Source organism: Cellvibrio sp. ARAG 10.3, from assembly GCF_051846955.1.
Classification (GTDB): domain Bacteria; phylum Pseudomonadota; class Gammaproteobacteria; order Pseudomonadales; family Cellvibrionaceae; genus Cellvibrio.
In genome coordinates, this window is the sequence record NZ_JBPYCU010000005.1 from 301,467 (window position 1) to 325,644 (window position 24,178).

Genomic DNA, 24,178 nt, shown 5'->3' on the forward strand with positions numbered 1-24,178 from the left:
GGTGACTCCTGCACACTCTGGCCTGTTGGTGTTTTTACTGATAATGAGTCACGTCGTTAACATCAGGAGCTGACAGGGTATGTGCATGTGGGTATAGTCCCGACTAACAACCCCCGAAATTCCTCAAGAGCAACCCAAATGGACATTGAACTTACCACAACTCCATCCCCCGAAGACGCCGCTGCACTATTGAAAGGACTGGTAGATTACAACAACACAAAAAATCCAGAACTACAGGCTGAACATACCACCAAACTCTTTTTATTTGTGCGCAACACCACAAAAGATATCATCGGTGGCCTCCGTGCGTCAGGTTACTGGAACACATTGCATATCAGAAGAGCGGCAGGAATCGGACTATGTGAAGCAGATTTAACTTTTAGATTTATTGTGCGGTAAGGTAAATCTATAAAAGTCACTCAATGGATGATGATATGAACTCTATGTCCCGCGCTCATCGACAGGATCTGAAAACCTGCAAAACTGAAACAATTTCCAATTGCGGCCTAACCGTAGCCCAACTTGAAAATCTGGTTGGCAAGCCCGCAGGCACCACAAAACCAGATACAGCCAACCCTGCCTTTAAGAATAAGGTCGTTTTTTCGAACGGCAAATTGACGATAAACCTAGCCTACATTCTCACTGGCAATATCTACCGAGCAGAGATTGGACTAAAAAATATTAAAGAGGTCTACGCAAAGGCTGGCATAACAATTAACTTCGCTCCCAATGCTTCAAAATTTGATATCAGAATTCATGGCGCCACGCTGGTAGAAATAGTCCAAGGTTTGAAGCTATGCTCATGTGAGGCGGGACTGTACATAGGCGGCTGGGCACCAGCGCCAACCCATTACAAATGGGGCAATGCCTTGCTGCTCGGCTCCACACCCCCTCGGAGCACTTGGAAGCTAACCGATGCACATGAATTTGGACATAAACTGGGACTAAAACATCGTTCAGATTTAGGAATTATGGATTACCCACCAAAGCCAGGAAAGAGGGATCGGCGAAAGCTTACTGCTAGTGATCGCCAGCGGATTATATATCTGTACAAATAGGTATCCATGCCATCTCTGGTTATAGGAATATATATGAATGCAATACCGCACATAGCAATTTCTATTGCACTACTCACAGCCTGCTCGACAACCGCAGTAAAAGAGCCTGACACCTCGCCATGGGATGCTTTTGGTTATCGCGGCATGGCAGGGGAAGTAAATCGTCTGGCGGGCGAAGGATCATTAAATTGCGGCATACATAACCATCTTGATGTGAACGACCCAGTCAATAGCCACATGACCATCGCAGATTCCCGCGCCTGCGTTAAAAGTGCTATCGGTACTCAAACGCCTTTCAGATACGGATCTGTTCGTATACCGGTAGATTCCTATTTATTTGACGCATTGGTTTTAACTGCCTCAGGCAAATACTGGAGCATCAAATATGACTCCATGCTGGATGGATCAGATGCTCAACGTTTTGTCGAGCGTTGTAACGACGTAAAAATTGATTACAAATCGCTTCAGTATGAGGGGATTGGTTGCGAGGCCATTAGAGAGGATGAGTGGCAGGATGCTGTAAAGTAGGAGGGTAACCAATGGAATCGCAAAAATATAATTTTATTTAACCCCTTCTGATCCGGTAATTAGCACAAATTGAAATACTGGTACGAAAAATTCATATCATGTTTCAATTTAATTAGGTGCGGGTTGAATAGTTTTTCTTCTCTCGGCCGCCTTGGCCTCTTTATAAGCATCTTCACCAATCCGCTTGCGTCCTTTTTCTGTGTCCAATTCACGTAAAAACTGATCCAGCTGAATATCAGCCAGCGTTTTTGGTTTCTTTGGCTTTTTCATGATGCCTTCTCAATCGACGTAAAATACGGTTAGAAACGCATACTGTTGAGCAAAACTCATAAGTTTTCAATGGAAAAATACCAAAAGCCCCTGACCAGACAATCAGGGGCTTTTGCGGGATTCTGGTCGGCGTGAGAGATTCGAACCCCTTTCTGGCCTATCTCAGTAAACCACTATACCCCGCAAAAGCCCGAAATATGGGGCTTCTTGCCCTCACCACACGCTATTAAGCCGCTATGAATCGCATTGATTTCGACATTTTTTCGACACTTTTTCGGGGCTAAACCTTTTTTGGTAACAATGTGACATATATACTTCCGCGCCAGCAGCCAAGGCGTAGGCTTAGGCGCGAATTAATGGACGACTCAAAGGAATATCGAAATGTACAAATTACTATCCGCATTCTGCTTCTTGGTGCTTACTGCGCTATCCCTCAACGCTTCCGCAGCCCTTATTCAATACGATTGGAAAACTGAAGGTGATAACGGCATTATTCTTGATGATGTATCTGGTCTGGAGTGGTTGGACTTAGACCAATCGGGGCGCCACAGTTACAACGAGATGGAAGATCTGCTCGCTTCTGGCGGTGCTCTAGAGGGTTTTAGATTTGCCACGGTAGGGGAGTTTGAAGGCTTGTTGCAGAACAATGGTATTAATCCGAGCCTTTGCCTTGGCTTTCGGTGTGCTGAACAACTCCGTTTGATTGATCAATTAATAAGAATTATGGGGGCAGAGTATGCAGTAGATTCAGTTGTGTCATATATGCATGCATTTATATTAAGTGAAGATCAGTCAGAATATGCGCGAGGCATTATGTTGCGTGCCGTGCATGTTGATTCATTTGTTAACATAGATCTGGACAGGGCATGGAGTTGGACCGCAAAAAATCATTCGCTGCTTGTGAGGGCCACTCCTGTTCCGGCTCCTGGTACGTTAGGATTGCTCTTCATTTCTTTAGTAAGTCTGGCGGTTCTTCGCCGCCGCCAAACATCTTAGAATTCATTTCTAGGCCTCTCCAGCCCCTGATGTTTTGGTGAATATCAGGGGCTTTTGCTTTTTGGGTTAGAGGATTCTGGATATTTTGCATGCCTTCTTTACCCACAAATCATAAAATATTCTATAGAATCAGCACCTTACAAAAATCAGCCTTACGTTATCCCCCGGTGCCCCACTTTACTCGGGGCCTCGTTGGGACATCTCTGATACGTGAGCTGAACATTCTTTTCAGAATACACCCTACCGGAGTAATGTTCCGTTATTGACTGATTCAGCCTTTAATCCTAATGTTTTCAATAATTAGAAGCTATACTGCATGGCCTTAATCAAAATAGTCTCTGAGGCTATCAGTTAACTACTATTGCATACATCGCGTAATCTAAAAAAGGAGTTGGTAATGACTGCTAATGAATTAACTGAGTTTTTAATTGAAAAACTTAAAGGCGAAATTGATTATCTACAAAAAGAGGCTTCTTCTGCATCCCGCTCTGGAGACAGTAAGAAATGTGGAGAGTTATTATACAAACAGGCCTTGTTATAAAAAGCGCTCTGAAATTAGCTGAAGCGTATGGCAAAAATAATAATTAAAAGTTTGTTAGCTAAAATAAGAGCGTTCGGATAACACGTTTATGGCTATAGCATTTATGTACTTTGAGTAGTGATTCAATTCATCTGTTTTTAGAAAGATTTTATCTAATATTATTTAGATAGTTTTTCGTATCAATGTTTTTACTTCCTCTTTTAATACCATTTCTTAAAATGAGAAAAAAATGAGCATTCACTCTTGGGATCCACTTACAATAAGCCAGTCAACTGATGCAGAAATTTTTGCAGCAGCGCAAAAAAGAGAAATAAAAAATATTCTTAAGTCATATGTAGGAATGTATGATTCTTTTTGTGAATTAATACAAAATGCGATGGACGCAGTAGATAAACGAGCCTCTATTGAGAACATGGAAGATTACACAAGAAAACTTTGGCTAACTGTAGACCTAGCCGACAATTCTTTTTCAATAACGGATAACGGTATAGGGTTTAATCAAAAGGAGCTTGAAACTTTTCTTGCCCCAAATATCTCCTTCAAGGACGATGGGAAAACAAGAGGTAACAAAGGAGTTGGCGCCACTTACATTGGATATGGGTTTGACTACCTCCAATTTGCCACTAAAGGTAATGGTCATGTATTTTCAGGAGAGCTTAAAAGTGGCAGAAGTTGGGTAGAAGACTACAAGGGTATCGTAACACGCCCTACTGTTGTTGCAGCTCCTTGCGCCTCTCCGGAATTTTCACAGATCGATAGAGGCTCTACTTTTAAGCTACGTTTTGGTGGAGAGCATACGCGACCAAAAGATCTGTCTTGGTATACAGCAACTAAACCTGAACAGTGGCTATATTTGTTGCTCTTAAAAACGCCATTAGGTTCTATAGATTATCTTGGCGGCCCAGCTAAACAGATTAAGTTCGACCTTAAGGTGATAAAAAAGAGTGGTGAATTTGAAATCCTAACTGATCAAGATGCGAAATACATATTTCCTCACTCGAAGATAAACGGAAGTGTTAATTTAAAAGAAGTATTACAATCACAGCAGCGACTAATTGCAGCAGGCAATGATGCCTCTAATATCCCAAAAAGGTTTTTAAAAGCAAACGGTATATACGAATTTTTCTCTACAGAAGAACTTTTAGCTCTTCGACCTAACGATTCTGAATTTTCACATTTGATAAATCAGTACAATGTCGAGGCTTATGGCTATTTTACATACTCAACTGCTGTCTGGGATCAGTTCAACGATACTCTAGCTAAATTGCGCAAGGGATTTAGGGTTCTTAAGGGCGGATTACAGATGGCTAACAACAAGATGACTCAGGGTGAGCTCGTTGCCATTCCTTTGACATCTAATATCGGTTATCAAAACCAGTGCCATATAATTGTTCATTTCAGCAATGCTGATCCTGATTTAGGAAGGAAGGGATTTCAGCCAGAACTAAAAGAAGTTGCAGAGCAGATATCTGTATCTATCGTTAATCGATTTAAACGATGGAAATCACTTTTAAAATCTGACAGTGGAGCAAAACCGGTAATCACCAAAGAGCTTGAGCTTTTCGAATGGGTGAACAATCAAGTTCTACATGAAAAAGATTTTCCATTGGTAATTAAGAATAAATCATTTTTTGCTCCTGTAAATGAAATTTCGATTACTTCCGAACCGCAATCTGAGCAGGACGTTATAGTTTTGTTTAATCAGTTATTGGCTGGAGGGGTTATAAGAGGGCTCAAGTTACTAGCAACAAGCCAGGTAATGCAATATGACGCTGTATTCAAGTATGTGGTTAGAGAGCCTATAACTAATCATGTATTTGACAAAAGCGAAAACCCTCTTGGTGTTGCGGAACTACACCATATTGGTGAAATCGTAAGCCCCCCCAAAATATTGGAGTATAAGTATAACCTTGATGCATTAATTCAAGAATTTGAGTCTGAGACTAAAACCGAAAAAGACATCCATCTCGCGGTTGCATGGGAGATGGGATCTGAATGGAAGAAAAAATATACGATAACTTCCTTTTTGGATCTTGATAATCTCCATCAACGAGACTACCACGGCCTTACTCATGTTTTGGATTCCCACACTTCAAAATTTCATGTGATAGTGTTGAAAGAGCTTGTTGAGTATCTAAATGATGTCGATGGTTCCCAGAAATTCCAGAGGGAGGCCTACTCTGAAGAACTTTTTACTCAAGATTTTTAACACTTTTTTGGTCTGTTATGATGGGGAGGGAATACCACCTCCCGCTCTTATTCTTACTAAGCAAGTTCGTTTTGCTAATATTCTAGCTCATCGCGATCTATATCTATCTCGTCGGGTAAAATTATGCTAGTTTTAGTTTTTCCCGTCGTTTTTACGGTAATTTCTATTCGGCGTATGTTCACCACGTTTTTCTAATTCGACCATTCATGCACTCCTGCACATCATTATCAATAACGTTATTCGGCTTGATGCAGTCTTTTAAGGGAATTGTTTGGCGGGGGCTTGCATCGAATTTTTCGCGTTGCAATTGTTCTATTTTTTTATCGTAAGAGCTTGGTATTGGTTTTCCACCTACTTTCATATCTTTTAACAACCAGTCCGCTTTTTTGCGGTTGAGCAACATGATTTGTTGTTCTGCTGTCAGATCTAAATCTGTATCTTCTGGCGTAATTACAGGTGGTATTGCGTCTGGATTGGTTTTGGCTTTTTCCGATTCTTCCGCTTGGCTATTGCAGGTTGCCGTCAAGAACAGAATCCCTGCTATTATTGTTTTCTTTCCCATTGCCCTTTCCTCCATTTTTTTAAGCCTTAAATCAGGCTTCCTTTAATATATCTAAGTCCGGCTGATCAGCTACTGCCGGCTTGAAAGTTTCTTCTGTGGGCTTCCAGAATCTACTTCGTATGGCTTCTACTGTTGGAAGTGGCTTTGCTGGCCAGCGAATTACTTCTATTCCTGCTGATTTCAAAGCTTTGTCTTTTTTCTTATCTTGTTCGATTCGATCCGCTCTTTGGTGGGTTTTATCATCTACTTCTATAACAGCTATCGTGCTCATGCTTTTGTCTGTTACGACAAAATCCGCACTCATTCTGTTAATGCGATTAAACCATTGCTTAAAGTCATGGCCTTTTTTGACGCGGACTAATTGGGAAAGCTGGACTTGGGAGAAAATACAATAATCTGGCAGGGCTTCGCGAAGTCGAAAATACATAACTTGTTCTGGATGGCTCATTAGCTTTTGTTTTTCGAAAGGCCATTCTTCGTGAGGATTATATTTAAACCGCCTTTTTCCGCCACTTTTGATAGCGCCTGCAAACAAACTCAATATGGCGACGAAAAATATTACGTATATCAAGTCCATCATGCTTCCTTCTTCGACGTTCAGGCAACCTTGCTTGGTAACATCATGCGTTACATAGCCTCGCAAAACCCAATAACTATAGTTAAGCGCCACCCAAAGATCAAAAAGATAGCGCCTTTTAAAAGACCCGAAAAGCAAAAAGCCCCTGACCATCCAACGGACAATCAGGGGCTTTTGCGGGATTCTGGTCGGAGCGAGAGGATTCGAACCTCCGACCCCCTCGTCCCGAACGAGGTGCGCTACCGGACTGCGCTACGCTCCGACATTGGCCTTGCGGGGCCAGCGCGAAATTATAATGATCGCGGCTGCGCTGTAAATGCCTTGGGGCATAAATATTTCGGGCATAAAAAAACCGGCGCTATCAGTAGCGCCGGAGAAGACCATACTAGAGTACAAATAAAGGGAGTTCCAACTGGCTTAAATCATTCCAACCGGTGCCAACTGCGCATCGTTGGATGCGATCACCAGTTACTCTAAGTATTGTCCGGTAAGCGCATTCCGCCAGTTTTTGGAAGCCTGCAGTTAAATTGATTGGCAATAAGCCAGATGGGGTGATGAGCTTCGGCTATATGTTGATCACTTCTGTGCCGTTTGGCACGTTTTTGCGGTGATGCAGCGCAAATTCGCTCATGATGGCGCAATCTCAAACAAGCCAGCGACTGGTGTTTTAGCGCGAAGACAGGAAGACGGTGTCGCCGATCAAGGACTCCAGGCGGGATGCCGTGCGCGAGCGGAGCACGTAGTCGTCGAGTAGTTTGCGCAACTTGCCAAGCTTGATGCGCGCGGTGCGGAATTCGGTGGTGATGGGTTCGTAATCGAGGTGGTGGTCTTGCACGCTGAGCTTGGCTAATTCCGAAAGCTCACTGTGGGTGGCGCTGATAATGTCGTAGAAGAAATCTTTGTGTTCGATGGTGGCGGATTCCCAGTAGGCTTCGTCCAGCCCGACCAATAATTCCTCCAGAACTTTGACTGCTTCGGCAATACTGCTGTGGCTCATACCAATACCTGTGGGTGTGGGATGCTGTGCGAGGGGTTTGAATTGAGTATAGAAGACTTTCCACGGGCCAGAAAAATACCCTCGCGCTACGACCCTGGGCTACACTAGCGCGCCCTGTTATCACCACGTCTATCATGCCACTTGATCAACTTCTGCTGTTTCTCACTGTAACGCTGTTTGTCTCTGCCAGCCCCGGGCCGGTGATGTTGTCGTGTCTTGCGAACGGCGGACAGTATGGTGTGCGCAAGTCCTTATATGGCATGGCGGGCGCGAGCCTGGGCAATTTGCTGTTGATGTTGCTGTCGGTGGTGGGGCTGGGCCTGGTGCTGAACCGGGCGGAATGGTTGTTTGATCTGGTCAAGTGGATCGGGGCGGCTTATCTGGTGTATCTCGGCTGGCAGTTGATGGTTAAGCCGGTACCGGCTTCGCTTGACCCGCATACACGGTTTACTACCTCGGCCTGGGTATTGTTTTTCCAGTCTGTAGGGATTGCTGTAAGTAATCCTAAAGGGGTGATTTATTTCGGCGCGCTCTTTCCACAGTTCATTACGCCAGATCGGCCTTTGCTAGCGCAGTTTTTGTTGCTGACCGTTATTTTTCTAGCGATGGATCTGGTGTGGATGCTGATCTACGCCGCCGGTGGCCGTTACATCCTTCGCTGGCTGAAGACGCCGCACCACCATCACTGGTTCAATCGATTATCCGGCGGCGCATTGATAATGACCGGGGTGTTATTGACGCTGACCGATAGCCAAAACTGACTTCCCCCTGTGGGCATCCGAACGGACAAAGCCGGCACTTTGGGCTATGATGCACGCAATCATCCTGCAAAAGACACCATGAAAGATAAAAAGCCCAAACAGTCACGCAATCCTCAAAAAGCTCACAAGAAAGCGCCCACCCTGATCGATGTCGCCAAGGTGGCCGGGGTTTCGCCTATCAGTGTATCGCGCACGCTGAACCAACCGGAGCTGGTGTCAGAAGAGATTCAACAGAAGGTGCGCGATGCGATTACCCGCACCGGTTATGTCCCCAATATGCTGGCCGGCAGCCTGGCCACCCGCAGCAGCCGGCTGGTGGCCCTGATTGTGCCGACCATTGCCAACTCCATCTTTGCCGATACCGTGCAAGCCATTACCGATACCCTGGCGCAGGCGGGTTATCAAACACTGTTGGGGCTGTCGGCGTACGACAAGCATCAGGAAGAAGAGCTGCTTAAAGCCATCCTCGGCAATCGGCCGGACGGCATTATCCTGACCGGTACTTTCCATGCGGAAGGCACGCATCAACGCCTGCTCAATACCCGCATTCCCGTGGTAGAAACCTGGGACCTCGCCCCTAATCCCATCGATACACTGGTCGGGTTCTCCCATACAGAAGTGGGCAAGGCAGTAGGTGAATACTTACTTGCCAAAGGCTACCGCCGCTTTGCCTCGGTGTCTGCCAACGATCAACGGGCGGTGCGCCGTTTTGCTGGCTTTGCTGCCGCCCTGCGCGACGCCGGAATTGAACACCTGGCCAGCCGCACCGTTCCCACGCCGGCCCGTTTCCGCCAGGGGCGGGAAAACCTGGCCGCCCTGCTGGATAGCGGCGAGGTGTTTGATGCGGTCTATTGCAGTTCGGATACCCTGGCCCACGGCGTTATTGCTGAAGCCTTGCACCGCCACATCCGCATCCCCGAAGACCTTGCGGTTGTCGGCTTTGGCAACCTGGATTTTTCAGCCTATACCTACCCGGCAATTACCACCGTAGGCATCAAAGGTGCGGAGATCGGGCGGCTTGCGGCAGAAGCCCTGATCGCCAAGATGGACGAATCCACCCCGTCCGATGGCAACTCATCACGCATTATCGATGTTGGCTTCAATATCCTCGAACGCGCAAGTACCTGATTCAGCTAATCCTGCCGCGCTATTTCCTCTTTTTGTTCATCTGCTTCTGACGGTGAATGTCGTCGATCGCGCTGCGATCTGTGCGGCCATCAGAACCCCGAAGACACCGCCTCTTTTACCCGCAATAACGCCTCGGCAACCGCCGAGCCAGACGGGCTATAACGCAACCCCTGTTGCACAAACTGCTCGGCCCGTTGGGGCATCGCCAACTGCACATAGCTTTGCGCGATGATCAGGTAAAGCTCGGGCGAACGACGGTCAATCCGCAAGCCGCGCTCGGCAGTGGCGATAGCGGTCTGGTAGTCACGGGTGTTGTATTGCGCGCGCGCCTGGTTAGTGAGGCTGGTGACGGCGGGGTTGGTTGATGGCAGGACAGGCTCTGGCGCCTGTAAATCTGTTTCTTCACTGTCGATGGACGGCGCTGGTTCCCCGGCCGGGTAGGTTTGTGCGGGTTGAGGCCCGGTGGAGGTATCGCTGTCCGTGACCGGTGGTAAGTCGTAGGTGGTGCTGGCACAGCCGATCATCAGGCTCAGCAGGCCTGCAATCAGCACAAGTGAAAAAGACTTGTTTATGGAGAGCGGTTTGTTCATGGAGGGCTCCTTGCAGATTCGGGCCATTATCAGTCAGGCAGTTCAGTTTCCCGGGTCGGGGTGCGTTGTCGGATTACGCTGCGCTAATCCGACCTACGGGGTTCTTATTAATTCCGGGCGTTAATTCCACAGGCGCTGCCACCAGTTGCGGCCGCCTTCTTTCAGGCGGCAATCGCTTTGTTGCTCGGGGCGCTGGCTGTCGCGCAGAGGCAGCCAGACGGCACCCTCGCAATGCTCGGCACTGAGCATACCGGTTGCCGCGTCGATCCAGTCAAAGCTGACGCCTTCCGGTGGTTGCAGATTCACGCCTTGAGTGGGTAGCTGACGCATCAGATCCGCCCAGACCTGCAAGGCCCCACCCGAACCGGTGAGTGGTGTTGCACTGTTATCGTCGCGCCCCAGCCAGACCACGGCCAGATGCTCGCCGCTGAAGCCCGCAAACCAGCTATCGCGCTGATCGTTGGTGGTGCCGGTCTTGCCTGCCAATGGCAGGGATTCGGGGAACTGGTTGTATACACTGCGCCCGGTACCTTCGCGCAACACCATCTGCATAGCGTATTGCAGTTGGAAAGTGCATTCGAGCGAGAACCGCTGTTCCAGTTCCAGCGGATAGCGCCGCAACGGCTGACCATCGGCCGTCAGCACTTCGCGGATCGAGCGCAAGGGTGTGTAGACACCTTCCGCGGCCAGCGTGTGGTAGATGCCTGCCACTTCAAATGCCGACATATCCACAGAGCCGAGCAACATGGACGGCACACCGGGGATGCGCCCTTCAAAGCCCGCCGCCTTCACGGTGTCATACACATTCTCGAGGCCTAGCTGCATGCCCAGACGAGCGGTGGCCTGGTTATAGGAGTGAGTCAAGGCCAAGTACATGGGCACGTCGCCATGACTGACCGAATCGACATTTTTGGGCTCCCACAACTTGCCATTATCACCTTTGATAGTCACCGGATCATCGCTGATACGGGTGCCGAGGTGGTAGGAATTCGGCTGCTCGAGGGCGGTGAGGTAGACAAATGGTTTCATCAACGAGCCGATAGGCCGCCGCGCATCCAGCGCCCGGTTGAAGCCTTCAAAGCGCGGGTTTTTATCGCCGATCAACGCCAGCACTTCACCGCCGCCCACCGAGGTCACCACCATGCTGCCTTGCAGGTCTTTCACATTGTGACGCTGTTCCAGTTGGCGCAGCCGTTGATTTAGCGCCGCCTCAGCCTGGCGCTGCACCATCGGCGACAGGCTGGTGAAGATGCGCAAGCCTTCGCTGCGCAGGTCTTCTTCCTGATAATCTTCCTGCAATTGACGCTTCACCAGGGCCACAAACGCCGGGTAAGTCACCATGCTGGTATCGCCCTGCTCCACCACACCCAGCGGCGCTGCTTGTGCACGCTTTAATTCCTTATCGTCAATCAGCCCCTGCTGATGCATAACCGTCAACACCAGGTTACGCCGCTTTTTAGCGCGCTCGGGATTACGCCAGGGGTTGTAATAGGAGGCACCTTTTACCAGGCCAACCAGTAATGCCAGTTGCTCAGTATCCAGCTCCGCCAGCGGCTGACGGTAATAATGCTGCGATGCCAGCGCAAACCCGTGGATCGCACGCGGGCCGCTTTGACCGAGGAAGACCTCGTTGATATAGGTTTCGAGGATTTCAGACTTGGTGTAGTGGATCTCCAGTAACACCGCCATGATGGCTTCCTGCACCTTGCGCCGCAGGTGACGCTCGCGGGTCAGGTAAAAATTCTTCACCAGCTGCTGGGTCAGAGTACTGCCACCCTGCACCACTTCGCCTTCACGGACATTAACCATGGCCGCGCGCAAGATGGCCAAAGGCGACACCCCGTGGTGATCGAGGAAGTGCTGGTCTTCCACCGCCAGCAAGGTTTCACCCAGCAGCGGCGGCAAATCGGACAAGCGCACGAGCAACCGGTCTTCTGCTTCGGCGGGGTAAATGCCACCGATTTCTTCCGGCTCCAGCCGCATCAGCGGCATATCGGCACCGGCCAGATCGCGCAAGTGCATGACATGACCATTCGCAACCGTGATACTGAAGCGCCGCGCCTCTTCGCGTTTGTCCCAGAAATCAAAGCCGCGACTGTGCACCTGGTAACTGACCTGCCCACTGCTGACTGGCCGTTTCACGTATTGGCCCGGTGCACTCAGATTACCGACCGCACGGTAACCCAAGGCCTGCAATTCCTGCTCAAACAATGGCGGCGTCAGCGCCAGACCTTCATACAATTCCAGTGGACGGGAATATACCCGGGCCGGCAACGCCCACTTTTTACCATCGAACTTCGCGCGCACCACCACATCGAGATATAAGGTCCAGATAGCAAGCAACACCAGAATGGCAATAACACTGTAAAACAACCAGAGACGAAACAGCGCCCAACCATGGCGTGGAGGTTTGCTGGGTGGCGGTGATTTTTTAGTGCGGGAAATGGAACGGCGTTTGGTCATCAGCAGATCTTAGATTACAGGTTAAAAAACAGGGCGCTAGTTTACGCCGAATACCGTACACAATCACCGGTTTTGCATCTGTCACCTGCCTTTTGCATAATGCGCAACCATTTCTTCGCAATATCAAACGAGGCACGCATGACTCACTACCACATCTACGGCATAGGCGCCGCACTGGTCGATACCGAAATTACCGTCAGTGATAGCGATCTGACCGCCATGGCGGTAGCCAAAGGCGTTATGACATTGGTAGATGAACCGCGCCAGACTCAACTGATCAACTACTTATCCGAGCACCAGATCGCTCAAAAGGCCAGTGGCGGCTCCGGCGCCAACACCATCATCGCCGCCAACTACTTTGGCTGCGACAACTTTTATTCTTGCAAAGTTGCCGACGACGACAATGGCCGATTTTATTTGCAGGATATTAAAGACGCCGGCGTAGCTTATCCGAGCCATTTGCCCGCTACCGAAGGCATCACCGGCAAATGCCTGGTGATGATAACCCCCGACGCTGAACGCAGTATGAATACCTTCCTCGGCATCAGCGAAACTGTGTCGGTTAACGAATTGCAGCGCGATGCCATTGCAGCGGCAGAGTATGTCTATATTGAAGGCTATCTGGTGTCTTCCATCACCGGACGCGCCGCCGCGATTGAACTGCGCAAATTGGCAGAGGCTCACAACACGCGCACATCGCTCAGTCTGTCTGACCCGGCCATGGTGCAATTTTTCCGCGATGGATTGATGGAGATGATCGGCGACGGCGTGGATCTATTATTTTGCAATCGCGACGAAGCCCTGGGCTTTACCCAAACCCATTCCCTGGAGCGGGCGGTGGAAGTGTTAAAGCAATATTGCAAAACCTTTGCGATCACTTGTGGTGCCGAAGGCGCATTGGTGTTTGACGGTAATACACTGCTGCAAACCAAAGCCTATCCCACCAAAGCCATCGACACCAATGGTGCCGGCGATATGTTTGCGGGGGCTTTTTTATATGCACTGACGCACGGTTACGATTACAAAACTGCAGGCGACTTCGCCAACTTTGCTTCCGCCAAAGTCGTTGCCCAATTTGGACCGCGCTTGAAAGCGGCGCAGCATCGTGAGTTGAAAGACGCGTTTTTTAAATAACTGGACGTGTAGGTCGAATTAGAGACGAGCACCGCTCGGCTCGTAATCCGACAAAAACTGTATCACTTTTGTATTTGTTTGTCGGATTACGCTGCGCTAATCCGACCTACGAGGGGATTGGTAGCGGTCAGGAGCAGACGGGGCACTGCGGATCTTTGGGTAATTTGATAGTGCGCCATTGTGCGTGGCGGGCGTCGAACAGTTGGAGGCTGCCCTTGAGCGTTGTGCCGATACCAACAATAAGCTTGATGGTTTCCAACGCTTGCAGCGAGCCGATCACCCCCACCAGGGGCGCCAGTACGCCGTTAGCAGCGCAGGTTAGATCTTCTTCATTTTCTTCGTATAAACAGCGATAGCAGGGGCTGGCTTCATCGCGCGCATCGAAGACCGCGACCTGACCTTCCAAACGAATCGCCGCACCGGACACCAGTGGGACTTTCACTTTGACACACGCAGCGTTTATTGCAAAGCGCGTGGCAAAGTTATCGGTGCAATCTACTACCACATCGACTTGCTTAACCTGGTTGTCCAGCGTCTCAAGGTCGAGTGGTTTTTCAATGCAGGTGATGTGTATATCCGGATTTAATTCGCGCAGAGTTTGTGCTGCAGAAACCGCTTTATTCACGCCGATACGCGCCTGGGTATGCACGATTTGCCGTTGCAAATTGGACAGGTCTACTTCATCAAAATCCGCCAGTACCAGATGACCAACGCCAGCCGCAGCAAGGTACATAGCGACAGGTGAACCCAAGCCGCCCAAGCCAACGATCAACACCCGCGCCGCCAATAGTTTTTCCTGCCCCTCGATATCAATATCCTCGAGCATGATCTGGCGTGAGTAGCGCAGTAATTGCTGATCGTTCATCATCGGTTTAGCCCGTTTTCTTACCCATGGTAACGCGCTCATTGTCACCCAGGTCGCGCAGCGTGGTTATCGCAACATAACCGGATTGTTCAAACAGTTGGCGCACTGCCTGACCTTGCTGATAGCCATGTTCGATCAACAACCAACCATTAGACCGTAAATAATTGCGCGATTCCTGCACGATGTTTTCAATATCGCGCAGCCCCTGATTATCGGCAACCAGCGCACTCAAGGGCTCAAAGCGCACATCACCCTGTTGCAGGTGCGGATCATCGGCGGCGATATATGGTGGATTGCTGACAATAACATCAAAGTCAGTTTCTTCTACTGCCGAAAACCAATCGCTTTGTTTGATCGCCACATTTTGTAGTTGTAGATGCTGGCAATTTTTTTGCGCCAGCAACACCGCTTCCGGTTGATTATCCACGCCGACGCAGTGCCAATATTTTTTTTCGTGCGCCAGGGCCAACACAATCGCGCCGGTACCCGTACCCAAGTCCAACACATGGCGCGGTTGGTTGTGCATATCCGACGCAAATAAATTCAGCACAGTTTCCACTACCAATTCAGTATCGGGGCGCGGAATCAAGGTGGTGTTATTGACAAACAAGGGCAGCGACCAGAATTCGCGCTGGCCGATAATATGTGCGACCGGTTCACCGCGTAAACGCCGATCAAACAGCGCAACAAAGGTATCTTCCTGGTCCACCGTTAGTTCGGTTTCCGGCCAGGTAAATAAAAAGGTGCGATCCTTTTGCAGGACATGTGCCAGTAATATTTCCACATCCAGGCGGGGTGAATCACTTACCTTGGCCAGCTGGTTCGCCATGCGTATACAACTGGCGACGGTGAAGGCTTCACTCATGCGAGGTTACTCCGCCAGGGCAGCCAGCTGGTCCGCCTGATATTCATTTACCAGCGGCTGGATCACGCTGTCCAGGTCACCCTCCATCACCGCATCCAATGAATAAAGCGTGAGGTTAATACGGTGATCTGTTACGCGCCCCTGGGGATAATTGTAGGTGCGGATACGCTCGGAACGATCACCAGTACCCACCAGGTTGCGACGCTCATCGGACATGGATTTATGCGCGGCTTCTTCCTGCATGGTTTTTAATTTGGTGGCCAATAACGACATGGCACGCGCGCGGTTTTTGTGTTGCGAGCGCTCGTCCTGACACTCCACCACAATGCCGGTAGGAATGTGGGTAATACGAATAGCAGAATCGGTTTTGTTAACGTGCTGACCACCCGCACCGGAGGAACGGTAGGTATCAACGCGCAGATCAGCTTTATTGATATTCACCTCTTCCAGCTCGTCCGCTTCCGGCATCACCGCCACGGTACACGCTGATGTATGAATGCGCCCCTGGGATTCCGTCTCCGGCACGCGCTGCACGCGGTGTGCACCGGATTCGAATTTCATCTTCGAATACACACCCTGACCGGTTACCAAGGTAATAATTTCCTTGTAGCCGCCATGTTCGCCTTCGCTCTCGCTCAACACTTCAACACGCCAACCCTGACGCTCGGCATACCGGGAATACATGCGGAACAAATCGCCGGAAAAAATTGCCGCCTCGTCGCCACCGGTACCGGCGCGGATTTCGAGGTAACAGTTCTTTTCGTCGTTGGGGTCTTTAGGCAACAACAGGCGTTGCAGCTCCAGTGTCATCGGCTCCAATTGTTCTTCACAGGCTGCTAACTCTTCTTCTGCCATGGCTTTCATATCAGGGTCATTACCCGTCAGCCATTGTTTGGCTTCAGCCATGTTGTCGAGCAATTGTTGATAACGCTGATAACCCTGAACGATAGGCTCCAGCTCAGCGTATTCTTTCGATAACTCGCGAAATTTATTCTGGTTATTGATGATATCTGCTTCAGACAACAGCGCGCTGACCTCTTCGTAGCGTTCGCTCAGGCGTTGCAGTTTTTCCAGGATCGATGCTTTCATTCAGACTCGCTTTTTTCGATATCGTCAGTAGATAAATCAAATAATTCCTGCGCTATCTGGATCATCTCAGTGCGCCCACCGGCGGTGGCATCTTTCAGGACAGCTGTCGGCGTATGGATTAATTTATTGGTCAGGTTGCGCGCAAATTGTTGCAGCACTTGCTCTGCATCGGCGCCGCTTTCCAGCAGGCGCTGCGCTTTCAGTAATTCGTTATCGCGCAGGCTTTCTGCTTTGCGCCGATAGGCTTTGATGGTGGCGACAGCATTCAGTGCCCGCGCGTGCCGGCGATATTGTTCAACGCCTTCATCGATAATATCTTCGGCTTTGTCTGCCGCCGCCACGCGGGATTTTTTATTTTCATCAATTACCGCGTGCAAGTCGTCCACGGTGTAAAGGTACACATCGTCCAACTCGCCGACTTGCTCTTCGATATCGCGCGGCACCGCAATATCGAGCATAAACATGGGTTTGTGTTTGCGCTTTTTCAGTGCGGATTCCACCGCGCCTTTACCCAATAGCGGCAGCTGGCTGGCGGTGGAAGAAATCACAATATCAGCGCGGTGAAGATACTCAGGAATATCCGACAAAAGTATCGCCTCGCCGAGAAACTCCCGCGCGAGTCGCTGGGCGCGATCCAGCGTGCGGTTAGCCACGATCATCTTCTTGATGCCCTGCTCCGCCAGATGGCGCGCCACCAGTTCGATGGTTTCCCCGGCGCCGATCAGCAGCGCTGTGTCCTGCTTTAAATTGGAGAAAATCTGCTGTGCCAGGCTCACCGCCGCATAGGCCACAGACACCGGATTTTCACCGATGGCAGTTTCCGTGCGCACCCGTTTGGCAATGCTGAACACCTGCTGGAACGTGCCGTGCAATTCGCCGCCGATGGTGCCTGCATCGCGCGCCACCGCAAAGGCCGACTTCATTTGTCCGAGGATTTGCGGTTCGCCCAACACCAGAGAATCCAGCCCGCCCGCCACCTTCATCATATGACGCACGGCGTCTTCATCACGATGGCAATAAAAACACTGCTCCAGGTCCGCCGCACTGATGGCAGTGTGCTCCACCAGCCAGTCAAACAGCGCCTGGGGCTCTCCCTGGCTGCTGGCGTAGATCTCGGTGCGATTACAGGTGGAGAGAATCGTCACTTCCGTCAGCCCCGCTTGGGCACGGGCCTTGTGCAGAGCATCCGCCACCTGCTCCGGCGCAAAAGCTACCCGCTCGCGAATCGCGAGAGGCGCAGAATTGTGGTTGATACCGAAGGCCAATAGGGTCATGCAGAACCGGGCGGTCACAAATGAAAGGGCGTCATTGTCCGGCCAGCGGGGTCCGCTGACAAGGGGGAGATTGGTTTCACCGCAAAAGCCTGCTCGACAAGGGTGTAGCGTAGTGCTACATTTGATTCGTCCTGCTACTCAATATCAGCTAACTCGGATTCCCTGTGGAGGCTCCCATGGCTGTTTCATCTCCCTTAAGGCTCGATCACAAACTGGTGGAAGCCGCTGCGGCAATGGCCCACCTCTTTAAACGCACCACTCCCCGCCAAATTGAATATTGGGCCGAATTAGGCCGCGCGGTAGAGCGCGAACTGGATGCCGAAACGGTGATTGCCCTGCGTGAAGGTTTAGCTCAACTGCGCGTGGAGCCCATCCAGTCAGTGCCTCTGGCTGCAGATGATGTCTTTGCGGGGCTGGATGTCGCGCGCGACAGTGGCTTACTCAGCCAACACATCAGTGCTGCCAAACTGCGCTACCAGGCCAGCCAGGCTGTGCCGGGCTTACTTGAACAAATTCATCCCGACGGACGCGTGGTGGTGGGCCAATTTCGCAATGGTCAATTTATTCCGCAAATCGGGTAAAGGATTTCCCCTTTCGTGCCAACCACGCTTCCCCCTCGCAAACAACTCTGGCTATTAGCTGGCGGCAATGGTGCCGGCAAAAGCACCTTTTATCGCACCGCCCTGCAACCGCGCGGCATGGCCTTGGTGAATGCCGATAATATCGCCCGCGATATGGCTCCGGACAGTACCGAAGAGGCCAGCTACGCTGCCGCCCAACTGGCCGAACACCTGCGCTACGACCTGCTAAACAAAGGCGTGAGCTTTTGTTTTGAAACCGTGTTTTCCCATCCCTCGAAGATCGACTTTATCGCCCAGGCCAAGGCTTTGGGGTATGAAGTCATATTGGTCTTTATCCATCTTGATAACAGCGATCTGAACAAGGCGCGTGTGGCCCAACGGGTCAGCGAGGGCGGCCATAATGTGCCGGAAGAGAAGATCGAAAGCCGGATTCCCCGAACGCTGAACCATATCAAGACGGCCCTACCCCTGGCGGATGAGGTGTATTTGCTGGATAACAGCCGCTGGGATATGCCGTTGCGGCGGATTGCGGCCTTAAAAGCGGGTACACCGGTGGTTTATGCGGATAGCCTGCCGGCGTGGGCGCGGGAATTGTTGCGGGATTATTTGTAAGTGCACACGTTGTAAAAGAACACGGTTGTAAAAGCACAAGCTCCACACTGGATCACAACGCCTCAGGCGCCAAACGCGTATGCTAGACGGCATTTTCGGTTGTTCATCTGCCAACTCGGGACGTATACAAGATCATGAAAACCACTTTCTACCTGGTCCTATCCCTCTGCCTGACAGCCCTGCCCCAATGGGCTTGCGCCCACGCTGAGCATGACAAGCCGCGTTATGTGGCTGCGGACGGTGAAGACAAGGGTCGTTGCGATACACCTTCCTCCCCCTGTAAAACCATCGGTTACGCGGCGCAGCAAGCAAGTAAGGGTGACAACATCCTGGTGGCGGCGGGCAACTACGACATAGAGGACGTTAATACGCTCTTCTACCTGATCAGCGATGTGGTGCCCGTTAAAGGTGGCTATTCCACCAAACACTACAAGCGTGATGTCAGCCAACACCCCACCCGTTTGGTAGGGGTGCCGCCGGAGTATGTGGATGAACTGGCGGAGAAAGGTTTTACCATCATCGTGGACCGTAAAGGCATGGATGATGCCACCAGTATGCAACTGTCCGACAAGATGGACGCGGTTGAGGAAATGCGCCGCAAGCAATTGAATGTGGCCTGCACCAACGGCCGGGCCGGCCAGTTTGCGTGCAGCAATATCGACCTCGTTGCCCATATTCCCCTGAGTGAACTGGGCGGCAATACCCAGGGGAACGATATCTGGGGCCACTATGATTTAAATGATGGACGCGAATATGCCTTGATGGGATTGCGCAACGGCACGGCTGTGGTGGATGTCTCTAACCCCGATGATCCTCAAGTCATCTCCCGCATCCCCGGCCAGGACACCACCTGGCGCGACATCAAGGTACTGCAGCAATTTTCTGCCAGTGAGGGCACCTGGAAATCCTATGCCTATGTCACTGCCGATAATGCCTCGGTCGGTTTGCAGATTATTGACCTCAACGAATTACCGGTGCGTGCGACCCTGGCCAACACCGATATGACGGATATCAGTGCCCACAACATCTACCTGAGCAACGTGGACTACAGCACCGGCGTCCCACTCCCCGGCCTGCAACCTTTCCTCCACCTGGCCGGCAGCAACAATAACGGCGGCGCCTTTAATACTTTTGAGTTGACCAACCCCATCGATCCGGAGCCGGTTTACCGCAACGCCAGTAACGCGCGGGCTAATTACAGCCACGACGTTGCTTCCATGACCGTCTTCGATGAGCGCAAGGATTCCCAGTGCGTCAACGCCAGCGACTATTGTGATGTCCTCTTCGACTTCAATGAAAACGATGTGCGCTTGTGGGACAAGACCAACCGTAGCACCCCGGTAGAGTTATCGCGCACCAGTTATCCTCAAGCCAGCTATGTGCACTCTGGCTGGTGGAGCGAAGACAAGCTGGTCATGTCCGTGCATGACGAGCTGGACGAGCAGACCTATGGCATCAACACGACCCTGCGTTTTTTTGATATCTCCGACCTTACTCGGCCAGTATTGTTGAGCACCTATACCGGCCCGACCCGCGCCATCGACCACAATGGTTTCGTGCGCGGCAACCGCTATTACATGTCCAACTACGAGCGTGGCCTGACGGTGCTGGACATCAGTAACCCGGCCAACCCGGTGGACGCGGGTTTTTTTGATACCTACCCGGTAAGTAATTTGCCCTCGTTTAATGGCGCCTGGGGCACCTACCCCTTCCTGCCCAGCGGCCTGTTGCTGGTCAGCGACATCAACAGCGGATTGTATGTGGTGCGCGACAATACCCTTACCGTTACGCAAGGCACCTTGTCCTTCAGCACGCAGGAATACGCTGTGGATGAAGGCAGCACCCTCAATGTGAGCGTCACACGTACCCAAGGCACCACCGGCGCCATCAGCGTGGGTTACGAAACTCGCACAGGCTCCGCAGACGCTGCCGACTTTGGGGCGACTTCGGGAAGGCTGGAGTGGGCAGAAGGGGAGGCGGACAGCAAACAGTTTTCTGTTTCTATCCCCGGTGATGCACTGGATAACGAATTGGCCGAGCAGTTTTTTGTACGTCTGTTTGACCCCCAGGGCGGTGCCACGCTTGGCAGCCCCAGCATGGCAACCGTCACCATCAATGGAACCGCCAGTGCCGGCAATATAAGCTTTACCCGCTCCAGCATTACGCTGACCGGGGATGCCCCTCAAGGCGTACTCGTCCTCAAGCGCGCCGGCGGTAAGGCGGGTAGTGTGTCTGTGGATCTGGTATTAAATGACGCTGCCAGCCAAGCCATCACCCTTGAACCCGGCACCCTGAGCTGGGCGGACCAGGAGAGTGGCAACAAAGCGGTGACCCTGACCCGGCGCGCCACAACCAGCGGCATTCAGAACGCCACTTTGAGCTTGGCAGGCGATCATTTAGGAACCACTCCCCAAGTCAGCATTCTCCTGGAAGGAGGAAGCACCGATGAACCTACCCGCAATGCCAGCGGTGGCGGAGGTGGCGGCGCACTGGGTCTGGCCTTAGTAATGCTACTTGCAGGCTTGTTGTGGCGCAAACTGGTAAGGGCATATGCATTCCATCCAACCCAACGCCGCTAATAACCCTATGCACAGTTTTTTACCCGCTTATTCCCAAGCGTCTATAGAGATAAAGTGCCACTATGTTTATGATGGCTGGCCGCGTCGCCAGCTCCTGATTCCGGATTTGTCTGAAGCATGAAAGTAGGTTCCCTGTTTTTACCAGCCAGCCTGATAAGCTGCTGGCTCGTCTGCGGTTGCGCCTTGCAAGCCACCGACCAAGCTCCCAAACCAGCACCCATTGTGGTTGAGGAGCCTGCGCCTGCCCCCCAGCCACCCGAACGTCACTTCCCCCGCGAAACGCTGTATTCCTTGCTGGTCGCCGAAATTGCGGGCAGCCGTCAACAATTTGATATTGCCCTGAGCAACTACGCTCAACAGGCCAAGGAAACCCGCGACCCGCAGGTTGCTGAACGGGCAACCATGATTGCGCGCTTTTTACGGGAAGATGAAATTGCTATGGAGTCGGCAGTGATCTGGGCCGAGGCGGCGCCGGACAGCAGCGAAGCGCTCGCCAATGCGTCCATGACACTGATGCAAAACGGGCGTCACCTGGAAGCCTTCGAGATGTCGCGCCACCTGCTGGATAAAGGCGAAGAAACCCTGTTCCAAAATATCGCAGCCAATGCCACCAATCTGACAGATGACGAGCGAGCCGTCTTATTGCAGAAGTACCTGGACCAATTGGTTACCCACCCCAAAGATGAACAGCTCCTGGTGGGGGCAGGCATTTTGTTGCAGCAACAGGAAAAACTCGACGAAGCATTAGGCTACGCCCAGGCGGCCTTAACGCAAAAACCCAACAGCATTCCCGCCGCCATCCTGGAAGCCAACCTGCTGCATCAACTGCAACGCGATGAAGAAGCCATTGCCCGGATGACCGCCCTGCTGGAACAGTATCCGGACAATATCCGCCTGCGCCTGCAGTATGCCCGTATCCTCACCCACCACGATCTGGGGCTGGCACAGGAGCAGTTCGAAATTCTGGCAGAGCAGTCACCCAACGATGGCGACCTGCTCTTGTCACTCGGCATCATCGCCCTGGAGCGCAAGGACACTGAAACCGCCGTCATAGCGTTTGAAAAGCTGCTGGACCGCGACCAGCATGTGTCTACCGCCCATTATTACCTGGGCCGTTTGGCTGAGGACCGCAAGGATACCGAAACAGCGCTGATTCATTACCTGCAAGTGGAACCCGGCAATGATTTTCTGCCAGCTACTATCAATCTGTTGAACATCATGATCAGCAGCGGTGACCTGCTGAGCGCCACAGAACATATGAAGCGCATACTGCACCGTTTTCCTGATCAGGCGGGCGGCCTCAACCTGATCCACGCGCAAACCCTGATCAAACACAACTATCTGGATGCCGGTGAAGCTGTGCTCAATCGCGCCCTGAAAACCACTCCGGCTGAAGAACAGAGCAACCTGCTGTTTACCCGCGCCATGCTTCACGACCAGCGCAACCACCTCGCCGCCGCAGAGGAAGACCTGCGCACCGTCCTGGCTAGAGAACCGGATAACGCGGCCGCACTCAATGCCCTGGGCTATATCCTGACGGATAAAACCACACGTTTTGAGGAAGCCCGCGAACTGCTGGTTAAGGCCTACACCCTTAACCCCGATGATCCGGCCATCATCGACAGCGTCGGCTGGTTACACTATCGCACCGGCAATTATCCTGAAGCATTGATTTATCTGCGGCGCGCCTATGCCGCTTATCAGGACGCAGAAATTGCCGCGCATCTGGGTGAAGTGCTATGGGTGATTGGTGAAAAAGATGAAGCACGTCAAATCTGGGAGGATGCACTAAAACTTAGCCCGGGCAGCGAAGTCATAACCTCCACCATGCAACGGCTCAAGGCACCCCGGGAATGACGCTTTCCTCTCAACACAAATTCGCTCCTGCTTATTCCCTGGCGATTGTGTTGTTGGCCTTGTTGACATTGCTGGGCGGCTGCGCCCATCGTCTCCCCCAGCCCATTGATGACTGGTCAAGCCATGAAGCACGGGTGCAGAAAATATCCCACTGGCAAATCACCGGCAAGCTGGGCGTGCGCATTCCCGGTGACAACGGCAGTGCCAACCTGCGCTGGCGATACGACAAGCGTCATTATTCCCTGGACCTCAGCGGACCCTTCGGTCAAGGCCGCTTACTGATAAGCGGCAAGCCCGGTCGCGTCACCCTGCAGCAACCCGGTGAGGCGCCCTTGATGGCCGACTCCGCCGAAGCACTGATTTACCAGACCACCGGCTGGACCTTGCCCGTCATGCAGCTCGCCTATTGGGTGCGCGGTGTGCCGGCACCGCATCAACCCGTGGTTCGTATGGAACAGGATGAATCCGGCCTGCTGGCACAGTTGGAGCAAGCGGGCTGGCTCATTCAATATCAGGACTACCAGTCAGTCCCCAGCGGCATCTCGCATCTCCAACTACCCGGTCGTATCACGGCCAGCTACGGTGATGTGCGCCTCACGTTGATCATCCGCCAATGGCAACTGGATTGATAAGGGTTCACCC

Annotated in this window: 24 protein-coding genes and 1 tRNA gene; 14 read left to right on the plus strand and 11 right to left on the minus strand. The window is 51.6% G+C overall.

Annotated features, from left to right (window positions below):
- The first annotated feature begins 138 nt into the window (after positions 1-138).
- From ACSV5M_RS09220 to ACSV5M_RS09230, 3 genes are read left to right on the plus strand one after another with little or no spacing between them, the layout of a single operon-like run.
- The gene (locus ACSV5M_RS09220) at positions 139-399 is read left to right on the plus strand and encodes a hypothetical protein (protein ID WP_439175705.1); all 261 of its coding nucleotides are present in this window, start codon (positions 139-141) and stop codon (positions 397-399) included.
- 35 nt (positions 400-434) lie between these two features.
- A complete protein-coding gene (locus ACSV5M_RS09225; RefSeq protein WP_439175706.1) occupies positions 435-1,058 on the plus strand; it encodes a matrixin family metalloprotease in 624 nt (207 codons plus the stop codon).
- Positions 1,059-1,091: 33 nt separating this feature from the next.
- Positions 1,092-1,586 carry a hypothetical protein gene (locus ACSV5M_RS09230; protein ID WP_439175707.1) on the plus strand — a complete coding sequence of 165 codons (495 nt, stop codon included), beginning with the start codon at positions 1,092-1,094 and terminating at the stop codon, positions 1,584-1,586.
- A 108-nt stretch (positions 1,587-1,694) separates the two neighbouring features.
- Here ACSV5M_RS09230 and ACSV5M_RS09235 read toward each other — a convergent pair whose 3' ends face one another.
- Positions 1,695-1,856 carry a hypothetical protein gene (locus ACSV5M_RS09235; RefSeq protein WP_439175709.1) on the minus strand — a complete coding sequence of 54 codons (162 nt, stop codon included), beginning with the start codon at positions 1,854-1,856 and terminating at the stop codon, positions 1,695-1,697.
- 381 nt (positions 1,857-2,237) lie between these two features.
- Between ACSV5M_RS09235 and ACSV5M_RS09240 the strand changes: the two genes are divergently transcribed.
- The 3 genes from ACSV5M_RS09240 (at position 2,238) to ACSV5M_RS09250 (ending at position 5,602) form a co-directional block, all read left to right on the plus strand.
- A complete protein-coding gene (locus ACSV5M_RS09240) occupies positions 2,238-2,852 on the plus strand; it encodes a PEP-CTERM sorting domain-containing protein (RefSeq protein WP_439175710.1) in 615 nt (204 codons plus the stop codon).
- A gap of 397 nt (positions 2,853-3,249) precedes the next feature.
- On the plus strand, positions 3,250-3,393 hold the full coding sequence (locus ACSV5M_RS09245) for a hypothetical protein (RefSeq protein ID WP_439175712.1): 144 nt from the start codon (positions 3,250-3,252) through the stop codon (positions 3,391-3,393).
- A 229-nt stretch (positions 3,394-3,622) separates the two neighbouring features.
- The gene (locus ACSV5M_RS09250; protein ID WP_439175713.1) at positions 3,623-5,602 is read left to right on the plus strand and encodes an ATP-binding protein; all 1,980 of its coding nucleotides are present in this window, start codon (positions 3,623-3,625) and stop codon (positions 5,600-5,602) included.
- A 178-nt stretch (positions 5,603-5,780) separates the two neighbouring features.
- Here the strand turns inward: ACSV5M_RS09250 and ACSV5M_RS09255 are convergent, their stop codons facing one another.
- The 4 genes from ACSV5M_RS09255 to ACSV5M_RS09270 form a co-directional block, all read right to left on the minus strand.
- A complete protein-coding gene (locus tag ACSV5M_RS09255) occupies positions 5,781-6,164 on the minus strand; it encodes a hypothetical protein (protein WP_439175714.1) in 384 nt (127 codons plus the stop codon).
- Between the two features lie 31 nt (positions 6,165-6,195).
- Positions 6,196-6,744 (minus strand): DUF2726 domain-containing protein, encoded by a 549-nt coding sequence (locus tag ACSV5M_RS09260; protein ID WP_439175715.1) that lies wholly within the window; start codon positions 6,742-6,744, stop codon positions 6,196-6,198.
- A gap of 182 nt (positions 6,745-6,926) precedes the next feature.
- Positions 6,927-7,003: transfer RNA gene (locus tag ACSV5M_RS09265), tRNA-Pro, on the minus strand.
- 405 nt (positions 7,004-7,408) lie between these two features.
- Complete coding sequence (locus ACSV5M_RS09270) at positions 7,409-7,738, minus strand: hypothetical protein (protein WP_439175717.1); 330 nt, start codon at positions 7,736-7,738, stop codon at positions 7,409-7,411.
- Positions 7,739-7,872: 134 nt separating this feature from the next.
- Between ACSV5M_RS09270 and ACSV5M_RS09275 the strand changes: the two genes are divergently transcribed.
- Both ACSV5M_RS09275 and ACSV5M_RS09280 read left to right on the plus strand, forming a co-directional pair.
- The gene (locus tag ACSV5M_RS09275) at positions 7,873-8,499 is read left to right on the plus strand and encodes a LysE family translocator (protein WP_439175719.1); all 627 of its coding nucleotides are present in this window, start codon (positions 7,873-7,875) and stop codon (positions 8,497-8,499) included.
- A gap of 9 nt (positions 8,500-8,508) precedes the next feature.
- Positions 8,509-9,627 carry a LacI family DNA-binding transcriptional regulator gene (locus tag ACSV5M_RS09280; RefSeq protein WP_439175721.1) on the plus strand — a complete coding sequence of 373 codons (1,119 nt, stop codon included), beginning with the start codon at positions 8,509-8,511 and terminating at the stop codon, positions 9,625-9,627.
- 89 nt (positions 9,628-9,716) lie between these two features.
- On the opposite strand, the gene ACSV5M_RS09285 is transcribed toward ACSV5M_RS09280, so the two are convergent.
- Together ACSV5M_RS09285 and mrcB are read right to left on the minus strand one after the other, a co-directional pair.
- Positions 9,717-10,217 carry a tetratricopeptide repeat protein gene (locus tag ACSV5M_RS09285; protein ID WP_439175723.1) on the minus strand — a complete coding sequence of 167 codons (501 nt, stop codon included), beginning with the start codon at positions 10,215-10,217 and terminating at the stop codon, positions 9,717-9,719.
- Between the two features lie 120 nt (positions 10,218-10,337).
- A complete protein-coding gene (mrcB, locus tag ACSV5M_RS09290; RefSeq protein ID WP_439175725.1) occupies positions 10,338-12,680 on the minus strand; it encodes a penicillin-binding protein 1B in 2,343 nt (780 codons plus the stop codon).
- 138 nt (positions 12,681-12,818) lie between these two features.
- On the opposite strand from mrcB, the gene ACSV5M_RS09295 reads away from it, so the two are divergent.
- Positions 12,819-13,814 (plus strand): adenosine kinase, encoded by a 996-nt coding sequence (locus ACSV5M_RS09295; protein WP_439175727.1) that lies wholly within the window; start codon positions 12,819-12,821, stop codon positions 13,812-13,814.
- A 127-nt stretch (positions 13,815-13,941) separates the two neighbouring features.
- Here ACSV5M_RS09295 and ACSV5M_RS09300 read toward each other — a convergent pair whose 3' ends face one another.
- Genes ACSV5M_RS09300 through hemA form a run of 4 tightly spaced genes read right to left on the minus strand, consistent with a single transcriptional unit; the run spans position 13,942 to position 17,907 of the window.
- Positions 13,942-14,679, minus strand: a complete 738-nt coding sequence (locus tag ACSV5M_RS09300) for a HesA/MoeB/ThiF family protein (RefSeq protein ID WP_439175760.1) — start codon at positions 14,677-14,679, stop codon at positions 13,942-13,944.
- A gap of 7 nt (positions 14,680-14,686) precedes the next feature.
- Positions 14,687-15,544 (minus strand): peptide chain release factor N(5)-glutamine methyltransferase, encoded by an 858-nt coding sequence (prmC, locus tag ACSV5M_RS09305; RefSeq protein ID WP_439175729.1) that lies wholly within the window; start codon positions 15,542-15,544, stop codon positions 14,687-14,689.
- Between the two features lie 6 nt (positions 15,545-15,550).
- On the minus strand, positions 15,551-16,633 hold the full coding sequence (gene prfA, locus ACSV5M_RS09310) for a peptide chain release factor 1 (protein WP_439175730.1): 1,083 nt from the start codon (positions 16,631-16,633) through the stop codon (positions 15,551-15,553).
- Positions 16,630-17,907 carry a glutamyl-tRNA reductase gene (hemA, locus tag ACSV5M_RS09315; protein WP_439175732.1) on the minus strand — a complete coding sequence of 426 codons (1,278 nt, stop codon included), beginning with the start codon at positions 17,905-17,907 and terminating at the stop codon, positions 16,630-16,632. Before hemA ends, prfA begins: the two co-directional genes overlap by 4 nt.
- A 176-nt stretch (positions 17,908-18,083) precedes the next feature.
- Between hemA and ACSV5M_RS09320 the strand changes: the two genes are divergently transcribed.
- From ACSV5M_RS09320 to lolB, 5 genes are all read left to right on the plus strand, one after another.
- Positions 18,084-18,488 (plus strand): TA system antitoxin ParD family protein, encoded by a 405-nt coding sequence (locus ACSV5M_RS09320; protein WP_439175733.1) that lies wholly within the window; start codon positions 18,084-18,086, stop codon positions 18,486-18,488.
- A gap of 15 nt (positions 18,489-18,503) precedes the next feature.
- The gene (locus ACSV5M_RS09325; RefSeq protein ID WP_439175735.1) at positions 18,504-19,100 is read left to right on the plus strand and encodes an AAA family ATPase; all 597 of its coding nucleotides are present in this window, start codon (positions 18,504-18,506) and stop codon (positions 19,098-19,100) included.
- Between the two features lie 134 nt (positions 19,101-19,234).
- A complete protein-coding gene (locus ACSV5M_RS09330) occupies positions 19,235-21,679 on the plus strand; it encodes a choice-of-anchor B family protein (RefSeq protein WP_439175737.1) in 2,445 nt (814 codons plus the stop codon).
- 117 nt (positions 21,680-21,796) lie between these two features.
- A complete protein-coding gene (locus ACSV5M_RS09335; RefSeq protein WP_439175738.1) occupies positions 21,797-23,536 on the plus strand; it encodes a tetratricopeptide repeat protein in 1,740 nt (579 codons plus the stop codon).
- Positions 23,533-24,165: a lipoprotein insertase outer membrane protein LolB gene (gene lolB, locus ACSV5M_RS09340; RefSeq protein WP_439175739.1), complete on the plus strand. Its 633-nt coding sequence runs from the start codon at positions 23,533-23,535 to the stop codon at positions 24,163-24,165. The genes ACSV5M_RS09335 and lolB overlap by 4 nt, the downstream gene beginning before the upstream one ends.
- Positions 24,166-24,178 lie beyond the last annotated feature (13 nt).

What these genes read in the sequence shown, in the direction of transcription:
- ACSV5M_RS09220 (WP_439175705.1), top strand. Translation starts at nt 139, where the DNA reads ATGGACATTGAACTTACCACAACTCCATCCCCCGAAGACGCCGCTGCA.
- ACSV5M_RS09225 (WP_439175706.1), top strand. Translation starts at nt 435, where the DNA reads ATGAACTCTATGTCCCGCGCTCATCGACAGGATCTGAAAACCTGCAAA.
- ACSV5M_RS09230 (WP_439175707.1), top strand. Translation starts at nt 1,092, where the DNA reads ATGAATGCAATACCGCACATAGCAATTTCTATTGCACTACTCACAGCC.
- ACSV5M_RS09235 (WP_439175709.1), bottom strand. Translation starts at nt 1,856, where the DNA reads ATGAAAAAGCCAAAGAAACCAAAAACGCTGGCTGATATTCAGCTGGAT.
- ACSV5M_RS09240 (WP_439175710.1), top strand. Translation starts at nt 2,238, where the DNA reads ATGTACAAATTACTATCCGCATTCTGCTTCTTGGTGCTTACTGCGCTA.
- ACSV5M_RS09245 (WP_439175712.1), top strand. Translation starts at nt 3,250, where the DNA reads ATGACTGCTAATGAATTAACTGAGTTTTTAATTGAAAAACTTAAAGGC.
- ACSV5M_RS09250 (WP_439175713.1), top strand. Translation starts at nt 3,623, where the DNA reads ATGAGCATTCACTCTTGGGATCCACTTACAATAAGCCAGTCAACTGAT.
- ACSV5M_RS09255 (WP_439175714.1), bottom strand. Translation starts at nt 6,164, where the DNA reads ATGGGAAAGAAAACAATAATAGCAGGGATTCTGTTCTTGACGGCAACC.
- ACSV5M_RS09260 (WP_439175715.1), bottom strand. Translation starts at nt 6,744, where the DNA reads ATGATGGACTTGATATACGTAATATTTTTCGTCGCCATATTGAGTTTG.
- ACSV5M_RS09270 (WP_439175717.1), bottom strand. Translation starts at nt 7,738, where the DNA reads ATGAGCCACAGCAGTATTGCCGAAGCAGTCAAAGTTCTGGAGGAATTA.
- ACSV5M_RS09275 (WP_439175719.1), top strand. Translation starts at nt 7,873, where the DNA reads ATGCCACTTGATCAACTTCTGCTGTTTCTCACTGTAACGCTGTTTGTC.
- ACSV5M_RS09285 (WP_439175723.1), bottom strand. Translation starts at nt 10,217, where the DNA reads ATGAACAAACCGCTCTCCATAAACAAGTCTTTTTCACTTGTGCTGATT.
- mrcB (WP_439175725.1), bottom strand. Translation starts at nt 12,680, where the DNA reads ATGACCAAACGCCGTTCCATTTCCCGCACTAAAAAATCACCGCCACCC.
- ACSV5M_RS09295 (WP_439175727.1), top strand. Translation starts at nt 12,819, where the DNA reads ATGACTCACTACCACATCTACGGCATAGGCGCCGCACTGGTCGATACC.
- ACSV5M_RS09300 (WP_439175760.1), bottom strand. Translation starts at nt 14,679, where the DNA reads ATGAACGATCAGCAATTACTGCGCTACTCACGCCAGATCATGCTCGAG.
- prmC (WP_439175729.1), bottom strand. Translation starts at nt 15,544, where the DNA reads ATGAGTGAAGCCTTCACCGTCGCCAGTTGTATACGCATGGCGAACCAG.
- prfA (WP_439175730.1), bottom strand. Translation starts at nt 16,633, where the DNA reads ATGAAAGCATCGATCCTGGAAAAACTGCAACGCCTGAGCGAACGCTAC.
- hemA (WP_439175732.1), bottom strand. Translation starts at nt 17,907, where the DNA reads ATGACCCTATTGGCCTTCGGTATCAACCACAATTCTGCGCCTCTCGCG.
- ACSV5M_RS09320 (WP_439175733.1), top strand. Translation starts at nt 18,084, where the DNA reads ATGGCTGTTTCATCTCCCTTAAGGCTCGATCACAAACTGGTGGAAGCC.
- ACSV5M_RS09330 (WP_439175737.1), top strand. Translation starts at nt 19,235, where the DNA reads ATGAAAACCACTTTCTACCTGGTCCTATCCCTCTGCCTGACAGCCCTG.
- ACSV5M_RS09335 (WP_439175738.1), top strand. Translation starts at nt 21,797, where the DNA reads ATGAAAGTAGGTTCCCTGTTTTTACCAGCCAGCCTGATAAGCTGCTGG.
- lolB (WP_439175739.1), top strand. Translation starts at nt 23,533, where the DNA reads ATGACGCTTTCCTCTCAACACAAATTCGCTCCTGCTTATTCCCTGGCG.